This window comes from Vibrio crassostreae (genome assembly GCF_041439375.1).
Taxonomy (GTDB): Bacteria; Pseudomonadota; Gammaproteobacteria; order Enterobacterales; family Vibrionaceae; genus Vibrio; species Vibrio crassostreae_D.
In genome coordinates this window covers 96217-115434 of record NZ_JBGONY010000004.1, presented here as the reverse complement: position 1 = coordinate 115434, position 19218 = coordinate 96217, and the positions used below count along the sequence as shown (strand labels likewise).

Genomic DNA, 19218 nt, shown 5'->3' with positions numbered 1-19218 from the left:
GCAGGAAAAAACGGAGATAACACATGTTTGAACCGATGATGGAAATGTCTGACGATGCGGTAATTAAAGTCGTTGGAGTTGGTGGCGGTGGCGGTAACGCTGTTGAGCACATGGTGCGTGAGTCAATCGAAGGTGTAGAGTTCATCAGTGTTAACACTGACGCACAAGCACTTCGTAAAACAAGCGTGAGCAGCGTGATCCAAATTGGTGGTGATATCACTAAAGGCTTGGGCGCTGGTGCAAACCCACAAGTAGGCCGTGATGCAGCTCTCGAAGATCGAGAAAGAATTAAAGAAGTTCTAACTGGCGCCGATATGGTATTTATCGCAGCTGGTATGGGCGGTGGTACTGGTACAGGTGCTGCTCCAGTTATTGCTGAAGTTGCGAAAGAGTTGGGTGTGCTAACGGTTGCAGTGGTAACTAAGCCATTTAGCTTTGAAGGCAAAAAGCGTTTAGCGTTTGCTGAGCAAGGTATTGAAGAGCTTTCTAAACATGTGGATTCTTTAATTACGATTCCAAATGAGAAGCTACTTAAAGTACTTGGCCGCGGTGTAACTCTGCTAGAAGCTTTCGCAAGTGCAAATGATGTACTTAAAAATGCTGTACAAGGTATCGCAGAGCTAATTACTCGCCCTGGTATGATTAACGTCGATTTCGCGGATGTTCGCACCGTGATGTCTGAGATGGGTCATGCAATGATGGGTAGCGGTATCGCAAAAGGTGAAGACCGTGCTGAAGAAGCTGCTGAAACGGCAATTTCTAGCCCACTACTAGAAGACATCGACCTAGCTGGCGCGCGTGGCGTTCTTGTGAACATCACAGCAGGCCTAGATATGCGTCTAGATGAGTTCGAAACAGTAGGTAATACAGTTAAGGCATTCGCATCTGATAACGCAACAGTTGTGATTGGTACTTCTCTAGACCCTGATATGACGGATGAAATCCGTGTAACTGTTGTTGCAACAGGTATCGGTACAGAGAAAAAACCAGACATTACATTAGTTGCTGGTGGTAAAGCTAAGGTTGCAACAACTCCTCAACCACAGGTAGCGGCTCAAACTGCACCAAAAGTGGAAGAGAAAGTGGCACAGCCATTGCAGGAAAAAACTGAGGTTAAACCTCAAGTTAAGCCGCAACCAACAACGTCTCCTGTTTCTTCAGGTACAGGCGCTAGCCAAAGTGCAGCACCTAAAGCTGAGAAAGAGAGTGGATACTTAGATATTCCAGCATTCTTACGACGTCAGGCTGATTAACAAATACCCAAAATTTGACTATCGTCGAATTAATGGTAAAATTCGCGGTCGGTAAATACTGACCGTGATTTGTAGCACTGATAACGAGGCAAGCAGATGATCAGACAACGTACTCTGAAAGAAATTGTGAAAACAACTGGTGTGGGTCTCCACTCTGGTCGTAAAGTCACACTTACTCTTCGCCCGGCAGCTGCAAATACAGGCATTGTTTATCGTCGTACAGATGTAAATCCACCTGTAGATTTTCCAGCTGATCCAGCGTCAGTTCGTGACACTATGCTATGTACAGCTCTTGTTAATGACGAAGGCGTACGTATCTCTACAGTGGAACACCTTAACGCAGCTCTAGCGGGTATGGGCATCGACAACATTATTGTTGAAGTAGATGCTCCTGAGATCCCAATTATGGATGGTAGCGCAAGCCCATTCGTATACTTGCTACAGCAAGCTGGTGTAGAAACACTGAATGCAGCGAAGCGTTTTATTCGTATCAAAAAGCCTATCCGTTTTGAAGATGGCGATAAGTGGGCAGAATTTGTTCCATTTAACGGCTTCCGCATGGACTTTGAGATCGACTTTAACCACCCAGCAATTGAATCTGATGAGCAACGTTTGTTGTTTGATTTCTCTTCACAAGGCTTTGTGAAAGAAATCTCTCGCGCTCGTACTTTCGGTTTCATGCGTGACATTGAGTATCTACAATCTCAAAACCTAGTACTTGGCGGTAGCTTCGATAATGCTATCGTTCTAGACGAATACCGAATTCTTAATGAAGAAGGTCTACGTTTTGACAATGAGTTCGTAACTCACAAAGTACTCGATGCGATTGGTGACTTGTATATGTGTGGACACGCTATTATTGGTGAGTTCCGTGCATACAAATCAGGTCACGGCCTAAACAACCAACTACTACGTGCAGTACTTGCTGACGCAGAAGCTTGGGAATGGGCAACATTCGAAGAAGAAGTAGGCTCTCCTGTTGCATTTGCTGAGCCAGGAATGGTTCTAGCGTAATTGTTGTTTACAACAATATAAGATTTCGAAAACCAGGTCATTGACCTGGTTTTTTTGTATCTATTTTCCAGATACAGTGTCGTCAACATCCGAAAGTTGTCTACCAATGAGCTACAGTCTGGCTAATCCGTCAGCAATTAGAAAGAAAAGTTCCAAGCACATCAAACAAATGGGGTTATTAATGGTCGTTGGTGTGAAAATTACTTACACTAAAGGGCATTAATTTTAACTCAAGCCTTGAAAACTCTACTCTCAAGTACAATATCAAAGATACTAGATTTATCTCAGTATCCTTGGTTAGTAACTGAAGACTAGTTCATAGCTAGTAGAGACTGACGGCATTTAAAATAGATCGCGGACGATCTGAGAACGAAGAGATTCCAAGCACATGATTACTAAGCTGCTGACAAAGGTAATTGGCAGTCGCAATGACAGAACACTGCGCCGCCTTAGAAAAATTGTAAAAGAAATTAATAACTACGAACCAACGTTTGAAGCACTTTCAGACGAAGAGCTAAAAGCAAAAACGGTTGAGTTTCGTGAGCGCTTAGATAAAGGTGAATCGCTAGACCAACTTCTACCGGAAGCATTTGCTACGGTACGTGAAGCGTCTAAGCGTGTTTACGGCATGCGTCACTTTGACGTGCAAATGATTGGTGGCATGGTTCTAAATGCTGGCCAAATTGCAGAAATGCGTACTGGTGAAGGTAAGACTCTTACAGCAACCTTACCAGCTTATCTTAACGCCCTACCTAGCAAAGGTGTTCACGTAGTAACGGTGAACGACTACCTAGCGAAACGTGATGCGGAAACAAACCGCCCATTATTTGAATTCCTTGGTATGACCGTTGGCGTGAACGTGCCAAACATGGCTCCACCAGAGAAGAAAGAAGCGTACCAAGCGGATATCCTATACGGAACAAACAACGAGTTTGGTTTCGACTACCTACGTGACAACATGGCTTTCCGTGCTGAAGATCGTGTTCAACGTGAACGCTTCTTCGCTGTTGTCGATGAAGTTGACTCAATTTTAATTGATGAGGCTCGTACACCACTTATTATCTCTGGCCCTGCTGAAGATAGCTCAGACCTTTACACGCGTATTAACACGTTAATTCCGAACCTTGAGCGCCAAGATAAAGAAGATTCTGAAGAGTACCGTGGTGAAGGTCACTACACCATGGACGAGAAATCGAAGCAGGTTCACCTGACTGAAAACGGTCAAGAATTTGTAGAAGAGCTAATGGTGAAAAACGGCCTGATGGAAGAGGGCGATACGCTTTACTCTCCAACAAACATCAGCCTATTGCACCATGTTAATGCAGCGCTTCGTGCACACGTATTGTTTGAGAAAGACGTCGACTACATCGTTACTGAAGAAGGCGAAGTGGTTATCGTTGATGAACATACTGGTCGTACTATGCCAGGTCGTCGTTGGTCTGAAGGTTTACACCAAGCTGTTGAAGCTAAAGAAGGTGTGAAGATTCAGAATGAAAACCAGACTCTAGCATCGATTACATTCCAGAACTTCTTCCGTCTATACGAAAAACTGTCAGGTATGACAGGTACTGCCGATACTGAAGCTTTCGAATTCCAGTCTATCTACGGCCTAGAAACTGTGGTTATCCCAACCAACAAGCCAATGGTTCGTAACGATATGCCAGATGTGGTTTATCGTACTGAAGAAGACAAGTTCAATGCGATCATTGAAGACATCAAAGACCGTGTAGCAGCTGGTCAACCATCATTGGTTGGTACGGTTTCTATCGAGAAGTCTGAACTACTGTCTAACGCACTGAAAAAAGCAAAAATTAAGCACAGCGTTCTAAATGCTAAATTCCACGAAATGGAAGCAGAGATCGTTGCACAAGCTGGTATGCCGAGTGCGGTAACTATCGCAACTAACATGGCTGGTCGTGGTACCGATATCGTGTTAGGTGGTAGCTGGCAGGCACAAGTTGAGAAGCTAGAGAATCCAACCAAAGAGCAGATCGATAAGATCAAAGCTGATTGGAGAATCATCCACGATAAAGTACTTGAGTCAGGTGGTCTGCACATCATTGGTACTGAGCGTCATGAATCTCGCCGTATCGATAACCAGCTACGTGGTCGTTCCGGTCGTCAAGGTGATGCGGGTTCTTCTCGTTTCTACCTATCAATGGAAGATTCTCTGTTACGTATCTTTACATCGGATCGTATGGCTGGTCTTATCCAAAGTGGTATGGACGAAGGCGAAGCGATCGAATCTAAGATGCTTTCTCGCTCAATTGAAAAAGCACAACGTAAAGTTGAAGGTCGTAACTTCGATATTCGTAAGCAGCTTCTTGAGTACGATGATGTAGCCAATGACCAACGTAAAGTGGTTTATGAGCTTCGTGACGAACTGATGAGTTCTGACGACATCAGCGAAATGATCGAACACAACCGTGAAGACGTGTTTACTTCGGTTATCGATGAGTACATTGCTCCTCAATCTCTTGAAGATATGTGGGATATCGCTGGTCTGCAAGATCGTCTGAAGAATGACTTTGATCTAGACTTTGATATTCAAGGTTGGTTAGACGAAGACGACAAGCTTTACGAAGAAGCATTGCGTGAACGAATCCTAGGTATGGCGGTTGATTCGTACAAACAGAAAGAAGAAGTGGTTGGTGCTCAAGTACTGCGTAACTTCGAGAAGTCTGTGATGCTACAAACGCTAGACGGTCTTTGGAAAGAGCACTTGGCTGCGATGGATCACCTTCGTCAAGGTATCCACCTACGTGGTTATGCTCAGAAGAACCCGAAACAAGAGTACAAGCGTGAGTCGTTTGAACTGTTTGAAGGCCTACTAGATGTACTAAAAACAGACGTTGTTACCATTCTTTCTAAAGTTCGCGTTCAGCAACAAGAAGAAGTTGAAAAGATGGAAGCGCAACGTCAAGCCCAAGCTGAAGAAGCGGCGCGTCGTGCAAAAGCACAACATGCAACAGCTGAAAACCAGCTAGGCGATAATGAAGCTGAAGCTGCATCTCCACAAACGGTAGTACGTGATGAGCGTAAAGTGGGTCGTAACGAACCATGCCCATGCGGAAGTGGCAAAAAATATAAACAGTGTCACGGTAAAATTGACTAAGCTTGGTGAATCGTTGCTGTAACGGATGATTGCAGTGTCGGAGGTACTCAACACGTCACAGCTTAGCTTCACACAAACTTATTGATAAAAAGAGTCGCTTAGGCGGCTCTTTTTGTATATGAAAATAATAAGGTTTCGATGGCGTCATCCTCGAGAGTGAGGGACGAGCGAGTCGTGGACCTTTGGAACTAACAAAAGAGCAGATTCCCTATCTAATTCGTTCCTCATTGTAGGGACGGTAAGGGCACAAAAGGAACACCATCAATGAAAAGAATCCACATTGTAGCTGGAATTATCTTTAACCAAGATAAGTCACAGGTATTTATTACTAAGCGCCCAGACGACAAGCATAAAGGCGGTTTCTGGGAATTTCCTGGTGGTAAAGTAGAAGTAGGCGAAACCATTGAACAGGCGATGACTCGTGAACTTGATGAAGAAATCGGTATCAATGTGACTGAACAGTCTCTGTTTGAACATCTTGAGTTTGATTACAGTGACAAGTCGCTTAAGTTTGATTTCATCCTTGTGACTGATTTCGAGCAACAGCCTTATGGTAAAGAAGGGCAACAAGGTGAATGGGTCGATCTTGAATCATTGAGCCAATACGCATTCCCTGAAGCGAATGTGCCAATTTTAGAGCGAGTAATAAAAGAGTTTTCGTAATTGCTAGCCTGAGTTTGAGATTGTTGTTAGTTTAAAGAGATTAATCGATTGAACGTTGCTGCAAGAGATAAGTGGCAACGGTAACCAAAACAATGGAGATATTCGCAGTGGTAAGAATTGCAATTGCAGGAGCAGCGGGCCGTATGGGTCGCAACTTGGTGAAAGCCGCTCATCATAATTCAGAAGCAAGTGTTGGTGCTGGTTCAGAGCGTCCAGAGTCATCTTTGGTCGGCGTTGATGTTGGCGAGTTATGCGGTGAAGGTCGTTTTGATGTTGCTCTAGTGGATGACTTGTCTAAAGCGATCGAAGAGTTTGATGTGATTGTCGATTTTACTGCACCTGTTAGCACATTAGCGAATATTGAACTTTGTAAACGTCATGGTAAAAAGCTGATCATCGGTACGACGGGTTTCTCTGAAGAAGAGAAGCAGGTGATTGATGCAGCTTCAAAAGAGATGCCTATCGTAATGGCACCTAACTACAGTGTCGGTGTGAACCTGGTATTTAAGCTGCTAGAGAAGGCCGCTAAAGTGATGGGCGATTATTGTGATGTCGAGATCGTTGAGGCTCACCACCGTCATAAAGTTGATGCACCTTCTGGTACTGCGATTGGCATGGGCGAAGCGATTGCTGGTGCGATGGGCAATGAGCTAAACGATGTAGCCGTGTGGTCACGTGAAGGCATTACTGGCGAGCGTACAAAAGATGAGATTGGTTTTGCGACAATTCGAGCTGGCGACATTATTGGCGAGCATACCGCTATGTTTGCTGATATCGGTGAGCGAGTCGAAATTACTCATAAAGCCACAGATCGAATGACCTTTGCTAATGGTGCAATCAAGGCAGCAGTTTGGTTAAATGACAAACCTGCTGGCTTTTATACCATGACTGACGTCCTTGGTTTGAACGATCTGTAAATAGATATTTATGCGCTGGCAACTGCCGGCGCTTTCTTTATTTAGTCCCTTTTTTACAGTGATCCCTCTTCTACTATCCTCCTTTTACTTTCTTATTATCGTCATTTTCCCTTAGTTTAAGTGTTATTTATATTGCCTTTGGTGTGTTTTCTGTTTTAGATCTTTAAATTATCATGTTTTCTCTTTGTATTTATCGTTTGCGTTTTGTTGCTGATATTTTTATTACTCTATGCTTAGCTAAAATGAGGGGTGAAAATTAGAAAATCATAATATTCGGTTTAAATGAGCATGAAAGTTGAACTTTTGAAGCTTTGATGGTGTAAATTGGATTAGTCCTTACAAATGTTTAATTTCTTTTACGTTAAATATTGACACGTATCACGCACATCACTAAAATACCGCCAATTTGTCTAATTTCCATAAACACGCAGTTTCTGGTGTTGCAGGAAGGTAGATTTGCAAATTAAATCAATTTTAATGCATTTTTATTTCTGGAGGTTGTCTTGAAGAAGTCAGCACTACTCGTCCTAGAAGATGGGACAGTATTTCACGGTGAAGCCATTGGCGCTGTAGGTTCTGCAGTTGGTGAAGTCGTTTTTAATACCTCGATGACGGGGTACCAAGAAATCCTCACTGATCCTTCCTATTCTCAACAAATCGTTACTCTTACTTATCCTCACATTGGCAATACCGGAACCAATTCCGAAGACGAAGAATCTTCTTCAATCCACGCTCAAGGCCTTGTGATTCGCGATCTCCCTCTAATCGCTTCTAACTTCCGTAATGAACAATCCCTTTCTGATTACCTTAAGTCGCAAAACGTTGTTGGTATCGCTGATATCGATACTCGTAAGCTGACGCGTATTCTTCGGGAAAAAGGCGCACAGAATGGTTGTATCGTAGCTGGCTCTTCAGTAAACGACGGAAATTTAGACGAAGCTTTGGCTCTAGCTAAAGCAAAAGAATTCCCTGGCCTGAAAGGTATGGACCTTGCGAAAGAAGTTACAACAAAAGAAGCGTACCAATGGAAACAAGGTTCGTGGACGCTTACGGGTGGACTTCCTGAAGCGAAAGCAGACTCTGAATTGCCATACCACGTTGTTGCTTATGACTTCGGTGCAAAACGAAACATCCTACGAATGCTTGTTGACCGCGGTTGCCGCCTAACGGTTGTTCCAGCTGAAACTTCTGCTGAAGAAGTACTAGCTCTGAACCCAGACGGTGTTTTCCTTTCAAATGGCCCTGGTGACCCAGAACCATGTACTTACGCAATTGAAGCGACAAAAGTGTTCCTAGAAAAAGGCTTGCCAATCTTCGGTATCTGTCTAGGTCACCAGATTCTTGCTCTTGCGTCAGGCGCTAAGACAGTGAAGATGAAGTTTGGTCACCACGGTGCAAACCACCCGGTTAAAGATTTAGATCGTGATGTTGTGATGATTACTTCGCAAAACCACGGCTTTGCTGCTGACGAAGAAACCCTTCCAGAGATACTGCGTGCAACTCACAAATCACTATTTGATGGTTCTCTACAGGGTATTCACCGTACAGACAAACCAGCATTCAGCTTCCAAGGTCACCCTGAAGCAAGCCCAGGTCCAGAAGATGCGGCACCGCTATTCGACCACTTCATTGAATTAATTAAACAGCACACAGCGTAATCCGGAGTAGTAGATAATGCCAAAACGTACTGACATTAAAAGTGTTCTAATTCTAGGTGCTGGCCCGATTGTTATCGGTCAAGCATGTGAGTTTGATTACTCTGGTGCTCAAGCTTGTAAAGCACTTCGCGAAGAAGGTTACCGAGTTATTCTTGTAAACTCGAACCCAGCGACAATCATGACTGACCCTGACATGGCTGATGCAACTTACATTGAGCCTATCCAATGGGAAGTTGTGCGTAATATCATCGCTAAAGAGAAGCCTGATGCAGTTCTACCTACAATGGGTGGCCAAACTGCATTGAACTGTGCTCTAGACCTAGAAAAGCACGGTGTTCTTGAAGAGTTCGGTGTTGAAATGATTGGTGCAACGGCTGACGCTATCGATAAAGCAGAAGACCGTTCACGCTTCGATAAAGCAATGAAAGCTATTGGCCTTGAGTGTCCAACTGCTGATACAGCGAAAACGATGGAAGAAGCTTATAAAGTTTTAGACATGGTTGGCTTCCCTTGTATCATTCGTCCATCGTTTACGATGGGTGGTACTGGTGGCGGTATCGCTTACAACAAAGAAGAATTTGAAGAAATCTGTCGTCGTGGTTTGGATTTATCTCCAACAAACGAACTTCTTATCGATGAATCACTTATCGGTTGGAAAGAGTACGAGATGGAAGTGGTTCGTGACAAAAACGATAACTGCATCATCGTATGTGCGATTGAAAACTTCGACCCAATGGGTATTCACACGGGTGACTCAATCACCGTGGCTCCAGCACAAACGCTGACAGACAAAGAATACCAACTAATGCGTAACGCATCTCTAGCAGTACTGCGTGAGATTGGTGTTGAAACAGGTGGTTCAAACGTACAGTTTGGTATCAACCCGAAAGATGGCCGTATGGTTATCATCGAGATGAACCCACGTGTATCTCGCTCTTCAGCACTAGCTTCTAAAGCAACAGGTTTCCCAATCGCTAAGATTGCAGCGAAACTGGCTGTTGGTTTCACGCTAGACGAGCTAATGAATGACATCACTGGTGGCGCAACGCCAGCATCATTCGAACCAACAATCGACTACGTAGTAACTAAGATTCCTCGTTTCAACTTCGAGAAATTTGCAGGTGCTAACGACCGTCTAACGACACAAATGAAGTCTGTTGGTGAAGTTATGGCTATCGGCCGTAACCAGCAAGAATCTCTACAAAAGGCACTCCGCGGCCTAGAAGTTGGCGCGACTGGTTTTGACGAAATGGTAGACCTAGACGCACCAGATGCTCTAACGACTATCCGTCACGAACTTAAAGAAGCTGGCGCAGAGCGTATTTGGTACATCGCTGACGCATTCCGTGCTGGTATGTCGGTAGACGGTGTATTCAACCTGACGCAAATCGACCGTTGGTTCCTAGTTCAAATCGAAGATATCGTTAAGCTAGAGCAAGAACTTAAAGCGAAAGGCTTTGCTGGTCTAAATAAAGACGAGCTAAACAAGCTTAAGCGTAAAGGTTTTGCTGATGCGCGCCTATCTAAGATTCTAGGTGTAGCGGAAAGCGAAATCCGTCGTCTACGTGACCAGTACGATATCCATCCGGTATACAAGCGTGTAGATACGTGTGCAGCTGAGTTCTCTTCAGATACGGCTTACATGTACTCATCTTACGATGACGAGTGTGAAGCAAACCCAACAGACAAAGAAAAAATCATGATTCTAGGCGGCGGTCCAAACCGTATTGGCCAAGGTATTGAATTTGACTACTGTTGTGTACATGCATCACTAGCGCTACGTGAAGATGGCTTTGAGACTATCATGGTTAACTGTAACCCTGAGACAGTTTCTACAGACTACGATACGTCTGACCGTCTGTACTTCGAACCGGTAACTCTAGAAGACGTGCTAGCAATAGCCCGTGTTGAGAAGCCAAAAGGCGTTATCGTTCAGTACGGTGGTCAAACGCCACTTAAACTGGCACGTGCTCTTGAAGCGGCTGGCGTACCAATCATCGGTACTAGCCCTGACGCAATCGACCGTGCAGAAGACCGTGAGCGTTTCCAAGTTGCTGTAGACCGCCTAGGCCTACTTCAGCCAGAAAACGCAACAGTAACAACAATGGAGCAAGCGGTAGAGAAATCTCGTGAAATCGGCTTCCCACTTGTTGTTCGTCCTTCTTACGTACTTGGTGGTCGTGCGATGGAAATCGTATACGACGAGCAAGATTTACGTCGCTACTTCAACGAAGCAGTTAGCGTATCAAACGAATCTCCAGTACTACTTGATAGCTTCCTAGATGACGCTGTTGAAGTAGACGTTGATGCGATTTGTGACGGTGAGCGCGTTGTAATCGGCGGTATCATGGAGCACATCGAGCAAGCGGGTGTTCACTCAGGTGACTCAGCATGTTCTCTTCCTGCATACACGCTAAGCCAAGAAATCCAAGACGTAATGCGCGAGCAAGTTGAAAAGCTAGCGTTTGAGTTGGGTGTTCGTGGTCTGATGAACACGCAGTTTGCTGTTAAGAACAATGAAGTGTACCTAATTGAGGTTAACCCTCGTGCAGCACGTACGGTTCCATTCGTATCTAAAGCAACGGGTGCGCCAATCGCTAAGATTGCCGCTCGTGTAATGGCTGGTCAATCTCTAGAGTCTCAAGGCTTTACGAAAGAAATCATCCCACCTTACTACTCAGTGAAAGAAGTTGTACTTCCATTCAACAAGTTCCCTGGTGTTGACCCACTGTTAGGCCCAGAAATGCGTTCTACTGGTGAAGTTATGGGTGTTGGTGCGACATTCGCAGAAGCATACTCTAAAGCTGAATTGGGTTGTGGTCACATCTACCCTGAAGGCGGTCGTGCATTGCTCTCTGTTCGCGAAGGCGATAAAGAGCGTGTTGTTGACCTAGCATCTAAGCTATCTAAGCTTGGTTACCAGCTAGACGCAACACACGGTACAGCGGTTATCCTTGGTGAAGCGGGTATCAACCCACGTCTAGTAAACAAGGTACACGAAGGTCGTCCTCACATTCTTGACCGTATCAAGAACAACGAGTACACGTACATCGTGAACACAGCTGCTGGCCGTCAAGCGATTGAAGATTCTAAAGTTCTTCGTCGTGGCGCATTGGCTGAGAAAGTTAACTACACGACAACGCTAAACGCTGCATTCGCGACTTGTATGGCGCACACAGCGGACGCGAAGACGTCAGTAACTTCAGTTCAAGAGCTCCACGCACAGGTTAAAGCTTCTCAAGCTTAATAGCCTAAAGTGTATCGCTGTTAAGCGGATATAAATGCTCAAAGCCCACTCTCCGGAGTGGGCTTTTTTATGTCTGTTATCCAATATGAGTTAAATGGTGAAAATCTGGAATAGGTTAGAATCTTGTGTTTCGTTGTTGATCGTTTGCTCACGGTGGTAACTTGTCGCTATACGAGAACTTAAGGCGTGGGTATATGGAAATCACTCTAGAAATATTGGCTATCTTGTTTGTTGTTGCAACGGCAGCAGGCTTTATTGATGCAATGGCTGGCGGCGGTGGGTTACTGACTCTACCGGCATTGCTCGCGGCCGGAGTACCACCAACGCAGGCACTGGCAACCAATAAACTCCAAAGCTCATTTGGTAGCTTTTCTGCGAGTTGGTATTTCGTGCGTAACGGTATAGTCAGTATTAAAGAGATGCGACTCGCGATCTTTTGTACCTTTATTGGTTCTGCCATTGGCGCCGAGTTAGTCCAGCACATTGATGCGAGCCTACTGACTAGTGTGATACCGTTGCTGCTTATCGCAATCTCTCTCTATTTCCTGTTAGCACCACAAACCAGAGCGTCTGAGGGTAAACAGAAGATCTCTGAGGCGATGTTTGCGTTATGTGTTGGCGGCGGTGTTGGTTTCTATGATGGTTTCTTTGGTCCGGGCACAGGTTCTATCTTCACAGTTTGTTTTGTTGCTATTGGCCATTTTTCGTTAGTCGATGCTACTGCGCGCACCAAGGTACTTAACTTCACTTCGAATATCGCAGCCTTGATCTTCTTTATTTTAGCAGGCTTGCCAATTTGGGAGCTGGGATTAGTGATGGCGGTCGGCGGCTTTATGGGCGCCCAGCTTGGCGCTAAAGTAGTGGTGACAAAAGGGCAGAAATGGATTCGCCCCCTTGTGATCGTAATGTCGATGCTAATGGCGTCTAAACTGCTTTGGGAACAGCATCAACAATGGATTCTATCAGTGCTTTAACTCGTGGAGACTGATAGCTATTTGGTCTGACACAGATATGAATCGGTCGAATAAGGCCTTCTAGTTCTTGAAAGCTAAATAGGTATTGAGACTCAATATTGAGCGTCTTTACGATAGAGAGCGGGATTAAGGCTGGTCCAGTTCCACCAAGTGCAAGTTGCGCGGCTGCGGTATAAGCATCCATCTCCATCAAGGGTTTAATGCCAAATTTCTCCAATACAGAGAGCTGATAAGAGTTGGCAGGATTGGTCATATCGTTGGTAATCACCAATGGAGGAAGCTCCGTTAGCGGTGACTTACTCACTATGTAAAACGGCTCATCAAACAGGTGGAATGCCATCAAACCATGATGCGGTGGCAGTAAGCCAGCACACAACCCCAAAGTCGCCTTGCCAGATTGTACTCGCTCTATGATTCTCGGCGTGTGGTTGGTGGTAATGGTGATGTACTTATCTTGTTGGATAAATTGCCCCATCATTTCACCTAAATAACCCGCTATCAGCGACTTAGAGCTATCTAAAGTAATGAGAGTGGTATCTTCCAACTCTTGCTGTTCATAAATAAGACCACGAAGTTCATTGAATGTAGGGCCAATACTCTCGATTAATGCAATTGCATCCGGCGTGAGTTTTATCTGTCGGCCACTCGGTTCAATGAGCTTTTTACCTAGCTTCTTTTCTAAATTCGCAATCCGTTTGCTGACCGCTGATTGGCTGATATAAAGCAAACTGCCTGTGCGGCTCATGGTCTTTGCTTTACTCAATACCAGTAGAGTTTCGATTCCTTCGAGTAGCATTGGGTTATATTCATGAAAGCTGGGAATGATTGTGTCAACTTACCTGAAACGCAATCCATTCTCTAGACTTGAAACTAAAGCTTTGAACCTAGTTAGGTATTTTTAGTTATGCTCGCACGTGTAACGCGAGAGCATAATAATTGTGTTGGGGGGAGCTCAAATTAAGAAAGGCTCCTTTGAGGAGCCTTTCTTAATATTTGGTAATGGTCTATTTGATGGCGAAGGTCGGCAGTGATAAGTGCCAACGAATAGCCCCAAGCCTGATCAGCAGCGTTGAGAATACACCGGCTAAAAATGCCGTCTCTGAATCGTGCCCCATGCGAATAGCCATAGTGTGGAATGCACCGCCGATGATACAAGCGGTCGCGTAGACTTCGCTTCGTAGGATCATCGGTACTTCACGGGCAAGTACGTCACGAATAATACCGCCACCACAGCCGGTGATGACACCCATGATGATGGCCACTAGTGCTGAATCTTGATAGATAAGCGCTTTTTCTACACCAATGCCAACAAACACCGCTAGGCCGATTGCATCACATACTGGCAGTATCCACCACGCCAGACGTTTGGGACGCCTTACGATGATCATGGTCAGCAAGCAGGTAATGATGATTACCCAAAGGTAGGTGGTGTCAGTGATCCAAAACACTGGAGTTGCACCCAATGCCATGTCACGAATAGTACCGCCGCCAATTGCGGTTACACTGCCCAGAACGGCTACGCCAAAGGGGTCCATCTTAAGACGGCCAGCGACAAAAACGCCTGAAATAGCAAAGATGGCAGTGCCAAATAAATCGATAATATAAAGCAGCATGGAGTCCATGATACTGGTGCTCTTATAGTTAAAATTATAGGGACAGGTCGGTGGCGAATTGTACGAAAAAACGCAGCAAATAGTTAGTGATTTTGCCTAGCTCTATCGAAGAAATCGCACACTTGTTGGATCGCTTTCAAAGTTCTCGTTGTCGGGCGATTAATCCAGTCAGAATTGAGTGACCAAATCTGATTTTGAACAACTGCTGGGATCTCATCTTCCCATGTTTGCCACATGGTTCCATTCTCAATCGCGTGCTGAGAAGTGAAGATCACTTGCGGTTTTCTTAATATAACTTGTTCAATACCAACTTGCGGATAGGGGGAAGCACTGTCTTCAAAAATATTGTGGCCACCACAAAACTCAAACACCTCACTTGGCCAATGCCCTTGAGCCACAGTGATGATCGGCTTTTCACTAAGCTGATAAAAGTAGTTTACCGGTTCGGCATCTTTATATTTTAGTCTTAACGCGTTGAGCTGTTCTTTGTATTGCTTGGCATTATTTTCACCGATACTCGGGTCGCTTGCGTATTGGCTCAGTTGTTCAATATTGGTCGCGATGCTGTCTAGGCTTTTGGTTTTTGAGTAGTAAATATTGAAACTGAACTGCTCTAATTTCGCGAGTTCTCTAGGCGGGTTACCTGCAGGCCATGCGAGAATCAGATCTGGCTGCAGTGCGATTATTTTCTCAACCTTGATGCCTTGATAATTTGCCACCTTCTCAAGCTTATCAGCCTGTGGTGGGTAATCACTTCGTTCACTCACCGCGATAAGGTTGTCACCTAGGCCTGCGCTGTACGCTAGCTCGGTCGCATGAGGAGCGAGGCTGATAACACGTTCGGCTGTTGCTACTTCTGTCGCAAATGAAGTGGGTGCCCATAAACTGAAGCTGAGAGTGAATGCGAGGGCAGAGTATCGTGTAACAAGTTGAGAGGGTTTCACTTTAAATCCCTTGGTGAATAATGAGTAAGGCTAGGCTTTGTAAGAATATCCAGATAGCGATGCGACCAAAAAGTAGCTTTTGAACCTGAGATAAATGCAGTGCTGATGGGGCGATTCTGCCGCCTAATTTTGCTCGAATGGCTTTGGTGTTGTCATAAATGGCAGGGCCACCCAATGATAACTCCAGCTTGTTCCCTACGGCTGTAATTAACCATGCCGGGCCGGGTAGAGGCCAAGAGCGACTCTGAACGAGCATCATCTTAAATGTGTGAGACGCTTTATCACCACAGACGATCATCAAGGCAAACAAGCACATGGGTATAAATTCTAGGATAGCGACGATCTTGATTGCCGTTGAACCAAAAGGAGAGAACTGCTTACGGCTTGGTGACCAAGCTCGAGCTAACTCGACGATCAGGCGATACATCAAAGCGGCGATACCACCACCGACGGCGTACCAGAACAGCACACAAACTACGTTACGAGCGTAACCCATGATGATGGTTTCTGTGGCGGCTTTGCCTAGGCCAAGTGATGAAAGTGATTCGGTCTGACGATTGACAATTGGAGCCAGTAACTGACGAGCGGCGGCTTTATCTTCTCGACCAAGTGCCTTGATCAACTGATTAGCCAGCTTTTCATTATTACGCCAATCAATCGCGAGTAATAACAGTGCTAACTCAAACAGTTGAGGTTGCCAAACCAAAGGTTGCAAGGCCAACAGAATAATCAGAGTCGGCAGCACCATTAATCCCCAGGCTAACGTGCCCGAGATTAAGCTTTGGGAATAGTTTTGGTTGTTATTAACCTTGCTTGCTAAAAGCTCAGCAAACTTATGCCATAAGGTCGTCGGGTGTGCGGCATGAGGAATAGGTAAAATTAAATGAAAAAGCAGTGCTCCCCACATCACAAGGAGCACGCCATTTGCAAATACCTGATCAAACAGTGTTTGCATGTCTAGTCGCTTACTTTAGTAGGGCAACCATCTTGATAACCATTTCAGAAGAGCTTTGCGCTGCTAGTGGCAGGAACTCTTCGAAGCTCATTGGTGATTCTTTGTCTGCAACATCAGAGATTGCACGAACAACCACGAATGGTACTTGGAATTGGTGACAAGCTTGAGCGATAGCCGATGCTTCCATCTCTACAGCAACAACAGATGGGAAGTGCTTGCGGATGAACTCTTGGCGTTCTGCTGTGCAAACAAATGCGTCGCCAGTACAGATAAGACCGCGAACGGCGTGCTTATCTTCCATTTGTGCTAGTGCTTGTTCTGCAACAGCCATCAGTTTGTCGTCAGCTTTGAACGCTGCAGGTTGACCTGCCATTTGGCCGATTTCGTAACCGAAAGCTGTAACGTCTGCATCGTGGTGTCGAACTTCAGTTGAGATAACCACATCGCCAAGGTTCAGTGTTGAATCAAAACCGCCAGCAGAGCCCGTGTTCAGAATGGCATCTGGTTGGTATTCGCTTAGTAGGATTGAAGTACCAACAGCCGCTGCTACTTTACCAATGCCAGATTGAAGCAAAACAACGTCAACACCATTTAGCTGACCAGAGAAAAAGGTACAACCGCCTTTATTAACTTCAGTAATGTCTGAAATTGCTGCTTTTAGGATCGCAACTTCTTGCTCCATTGCGCCAATGATGCCGATTTTCATGTGTAGTCTCTTAATAAATAATATTTAAACAGTAGAGCGAAATTGTAGCATGGATAAGAAGTGTCGAGCGACTGCCCAGAGGCACTTCTCATCCGAATAGTAGCGATTTATCTGCGTATTCTTTTATCTATTTGATTAGGCCTTCGCTTTTCAAGCTAGCACGAAGTTGTTCAGCTCGTTTTCGGTTTACGCCAAAATCAGAATGGCCAGTACGAGACTCTGAACGCACGATCAGTTTGCCATCCGTGATTTTAAGTTCTAAGTCATCGACAAAACGCATGATGCGCGAAGTACATTCAACACGCAGATAATCTTCTGTTTTACTCGCGGTTTTTGATCCCGGTAAGGTTAGCGCAACCTGCTCAATCGCATCTAAGCTCGCTGAATCTGACAACTTAAACGCGGCCAATGCATGTTGCTCACGATCATCTTGAGTTGATACGCAGTTTGGTTTGTCTCCACAAGGTGATGAAGTTCTGTCTTTCATGTCCGTGATTCCTTGGCTGCAAGCGGTTAACGTTAAAAGTGATAGCGAGAGGAGAGCTGCTTTTTTCATAATGTTTCCTATGGCGTTGTTTTAATTCTAATTGTAGTTATCGGCATTGGTTTGTTTGCGATTGTTTTACGTATTTTTGTTGTGCTTGTGATAAACGTATCTAATTCAAAAAAGGATCCATCATTGGATCCCTTTTTTATAGTAACGGCCTGAGTAATAAAGGAAACCTTAGATTAGTCACACTTCTAGGTAGTCCAAGATCCCTTCTGCGGCTTTACGGCCTTCATCGATAGCGGTCACCACTAAGTCAGATCCTCGAACCGCATCACCACCTGCAAAGATCTTGCTGTTGGTGGTTTGGTATTGAAACTCTTGTTTGTTAGGAGCCTTGATGCGGCCCCACTGATCGAGCTCCACACCGAAAGGTTCTAGCCATTCCATCGTATGAGGTTGGAAACCAAATGCCATAATTACGGCATCAGCCTCAAGAACATGCTCACTGCCTTCAACAGGTTCTGGGCGGCGACGGCCTGCTTCATCAGGTTCACCTAATGCGGTTTTCACGACTTTAACGCCAGCAACATGCCCAGAACTATCAAGCTCTAAGCCGATAGGCTGGAGGTTAAACTTGAACTTCACGCCTTCTTCACGTGCATTCTTCACCTCACGGCGAGAGCCCGGCATGTTGGCTTCATCTCGACGGTAAGCACACACCACATCTGCCGCATTCTGACGAATAGAGGTTCGAACGCAATCCATCGCGGTATCACCACCACCCAGCACGACGACTTTCTTACCTTGCATATCGATAAATGGGGTTGGGTTGTCCAGTTCCATGACCTTGTAGGTATTAGAAATCAAGAATGGCAGAGCGTCATAAACACCCGGAGCATCTTCATTATCTAGACCTGCACGCATGTTCTTATAAGTGCCGACACCAAGGAAAACAGCGTCGTAATCATCGACCAGCTCTTGAAGTTGAATGTCTTTGCCAACTTCGATATTCATTCGGAACTCAACACCCATCTCGCTAAAGATGCGGCGGCGATTCTCCATGATACCTTTCTCAAGCTTGAACGATGGAATACCGAAAGTGAGGAGACCACCTATCTCTGGGTAACGATCAAACACAACGGCTTTCACACCATTACGTACTAAGATATCAGCCGCCGCAAGACCAGCTGGGCCCGCACCGATGATTGCGACCTTTTTATCGGTCCATTCAACGTGAGACATGTCTGGCTTCCAACCCATCTCAAAGGCTTTATCGGTAATGTACTTTTCAATGTTACCTATGGTGACGGCACCAAAATCATCATTGAGAGTACAAGAGCCTTCACATAAGCGGTCTTGAGGGCAAACACGGCCACATACTTCTGGCAGGCTGTTGGTCTGGTGAGACAGTTCAGCGGCTTCGATAATGCGCCCTTCATTAGCAAGCTTAAGCCACTGAGGGATGTAGTTGTGAACTGGACATTTCCATTCACAATAAGGGTTACCACAATCTAAACAGCGGTCTGCTTGTGCTTTGGCTTGCTGTTTAGTGAAAGGTTCGTAGATCTCTACAAACTCAATTTTACGTATCTTGATTGGTTTCTTCGCTGGGTCTACGCGATTCACATCAATAAATTGGTATACATTCTGGCTCATTATTGGCTCCTTC

Annotated in this window: 15 protein-coding genes; 8 read left to right on the top strand and 7 right to left on the bottom strand. The window is 45.2% G+C overall.

The window, feature by feature from the left end:
• The first annotated feature begins 23 nt into the window (after positions 1-23).
• The 8 genes from ftsZ to ACED45_RS03385 all read left to right on the top strand — a co-directional run bounded on the left by ftsZ (position 24) and on the right by ACED45_RS03385 (position 12841).
• Positions 24-1253, top strand: coding sequence for a cell division protein FtsZ (gene ftsZ, locus ACED45_RS03420; protein ID WP_146490529.1), 1230 nt, complete (start codon positions 24-26; stop codon positions 1251-1253).
• Positions 1254-1349: 96 nt separating this feature from the next.
• Positions 1350-2267 carry a UDP-3-O-acyl-N-acetylglucosamine deacetylase gene (lpxC, locus tag ACED45_RS03415; RefSeq protein WP_010434751.1) on the top strand — a complete coding sequence of 306 codons (918 nt, stop codon included), beginning with the start codon at positions 1350-1352 and terminating at the stop codon, positions 2265-2267.
• 388 nt (positions 2268-2655) lie between these two features.
• Positions 2656-5382: a preprotein translocase subunit SecA gene (gene secA, locus ACED45_RS03410; RefSeq protein ID WP_061019049.1), complete on the top strand. Its 2727-nt coding sequence runs from the start codon at positions 2656-2658 to the stop codon at positions 5380-5382.
• 264 nt (positions 5383-5646) lie between these two features.
• On the top strand, positions 5647-6045 hold the full coding sequence (mutT, locus tag ACED45_RS03405) for an 8-oxo-dGTP diphosphatase MutT (RefSeq protein ID WP_076670693.1): 399 nt from the start codon (positions 5647-5649) through the stop codon (positions 6043-6045).
• Positions 6046-6137: 92 nt separating this feature from the next.
• Entirely contained in the window at positions 6138-6962 is an 825-nt protein-coding gene (dapB, locus tag ACED45_RS03400) for a 4-hydroxy-tetrahydrodipicolinate reductase (protein WP_026084086.1), read from the top strand.
• A 503-nt stretch (positions 6963-7465) separates the two neighbouring features.
• The gene (carA, locus tag ACED45_RS03395; protein ID WP_371713312.1) at positions 7466-8620 is read left to right on the top strand and encodes a glutamine-hydrolyzing carbamoyl-phosphate synthase small subunit; all 1155 of its coding nucleotides are present in this window, start codon (positions 7466-7468) and stop codon (positions 8618-8620) included.
• 16 nt (positions 8621-8636) lie between these two features.
• Positions 8637-11867, top strand: coding sequence for a carbamoyl-phosphate synthase large subunit (carB, locus tag ACED45_RS03390; RefSeq protein WP_371713311.1), 3231 nt, complete (start codon positions 8637-8639; stop codon positions 11865-11867).
• 194 nt (positions 11868-12061) lie between these two features.
• On the top strand, positions 12062-12841 hold the full coding sequence (locus ACED45_RS03385) for a TSUP family transporter (RefSeq protein WP_060983043.1): 780 nt from the start codon (positions 12062-12064) through the stop codon (positions 12839-12841).
• Here the strand turns inward: ACED45_RS03385 and ACED45_RS03380 are convergent.
• The 7 genes from ACED45_RS03380 to ACED45_RS03350 form a co-directional block, all read right to left on the bottom strand.
• Positions 12792-13637 (bottom strand): LysR family transcriptional regulator, encoded by an 846-nt coding sequence (locus tag ACED45_RS03380; RefSeq protein ID WP_060983044.1) that lies wholly within the window; start codon positions 13635-13637, stop codon positions 12792-12794. The two genes, ACED45_RS03385 and ACED45_RS03380, sit on opposite strands and share 50 nt — an antisense overlap.
• Positions 13638-13845: 208 nt before the next feature.
• Positions 13846-14463 carry a TRIC cation channel family protein gene (locus ACED45_RS03375; protein ID WP_146490532.1) on the bottom strand — a complete coding sequence of 206 codons (618 nt, stop codon included), beginning with the start codon at positions 14461-14463 and terminating at the stop codon, positions 13846-13848.
• Between the two features lie 74 nt (positions 14464-14537).
• Positions 14538-15398 (bottom strand): vitamin B12 ABC transporter substrate-binding protein BtuF, encoded by an 861-nt coding sequence (btuF, locus tag ACED45_RS03370; protein WP_371713310.1) that lies wholly within the window; start codon positions 15396-15398, stop codon positions 14538-14540.
• A 1-nt stretch (position 15399) separates the two neighbouring features.
• The gene (locus ACED45_RS03365) at positions 15400-16353 is read right to left on the bottom strand and encodes a cobalamin biosynthesis family protein (protein ID WP_371713309.1); all 954 of its coding nucleotides are present in this window, start codon (positions 16351-16353) and stop codon (positions 15400-15402) included.
• A gap of 10 nt (positions 16354-16363) precedes the next feature.
• Positions 16364-17059: a 5'-methylthioadenosine/S-adenosylhomocysteine nucleosidase gene (mtnN, locus tag ACED45_RS03360; RefSeq protein WP_371713308.1), complete on the bottom strand. Its 696-nt coding sequence runs from the start codon at positions 17057-17059 to the stop codon at positions 16364-16366.
• A 127-nt stretch (positions 17060-17186) separates the two neighbouring features.
• Complete coding sequence (locus ACED45_RS03355) at positions 17187-17615, bottom strand: DUF1499 domain-containing protein (protein ID WP_371713307.1); 429 nt, start codon at positions 17613-17615, stop codon at positions 17187-17189.
• A gap of 177 nt (positions 17616-17792) precedes the next feature.
• Positions 17793-19205, bottom strand: coding sequence for an FAD-dependent oxidoreductase (locus ACED45_RS03350; protein ID WP_371713306.1), 1413 nt, complete (start codon positions 19203-19205; stop codon positions 17793-17795).
• Positions 19206-19218 lie beyond the last annotated feature (13 nt).

Bases quoted from the DNA above. Each gene is read 5' to 3' on its own strand.
- ftsZ (WP_146490529.1), top strand. From the start codon at position 24: ATGTTTGAACCGATGATGGAAATGTCTGACGATGCGGTAATTAAAGTC.
- lpxC (WP_010434751.1), top strand. From the start codon at position 1,350: ATGATCAGACAACGTACTCTGAAAGAAATTGTGAAAACAACTGGTGTG.
- secA (WP_061019049.1), top strand. From the start codon at position 2,656: ATGATTACTAAGCTGCTGACAAAGGTAATTGGCAGTCGCAATGACAGA.
- mutT (WP_076670693.1), top strand. From the start codon at position 5,647: ATGAAAAGAATCCACATTGTAGCTGGAATTATCTTTAACCAAGATAAG.
- dapB (WP_026084086.1), top strand. From the start codon at position 6,138: ATGGAGATATTCGCAGTGGTAAGAATTGCAATTGCAGGAGCAGCGGGC.
- carB (WP_371713311.1), top strand. From the start codon at position 8,637: ATGCCAAAACGTACTGACATTAAAAGTGTTCTAATTCTAGGTGCTGGC.
- ACED45_RS03385 (WP_060983043.1), top strand. From the start codon at position 12,062: ATGGAAATCACTCTAGAAATATTGGCTATCTTGTTTGTTGTTGCAACG.
- ACED45_RS03380 (WP_060983044.1), bottom strand. From the start codon at position 13,637: ATGCTACTCGAAGGAATCGAAACTCTACTGGTATTGAGTAAAGCAAAG.
- ACED45_RS03375 (WP_146490532.1), bottom strand. From the start codon at position 14,463: ATGGACTCCATGCTGCTTTATATTATCGATTTATTTGGCACTGCCATC.
- ACED45_RS03365 (WP_371713309.1), bottom strand. From the start codon at position 16,353: ATGCAAACACTGTTTGATCAGGTATTTGCAAATGGCGTGCTCCTTGTG.
- mtnN (WP_371713308.1), bottom strand. From the start codon at position 17,059: ATGAAAATCGGCATCATTGGCGCAATGGAGCAAGAAGTTGCGATCCTA.
- ACED45_RS03355 (WP_371713307.1), bottom strand. From the start codon at position 17,615: ATGAAAAAAGCAGCTCTCCTCTCGCTATCACTTTTAACGTTAACCGCT.
- ACED45_RS03350 (WP_371713306.1), bottom strand. From the start codon at position 19,205: ATGAGCCAGAATGTATACCAATTTATTGATGTGAATCGCGTAGACCCA.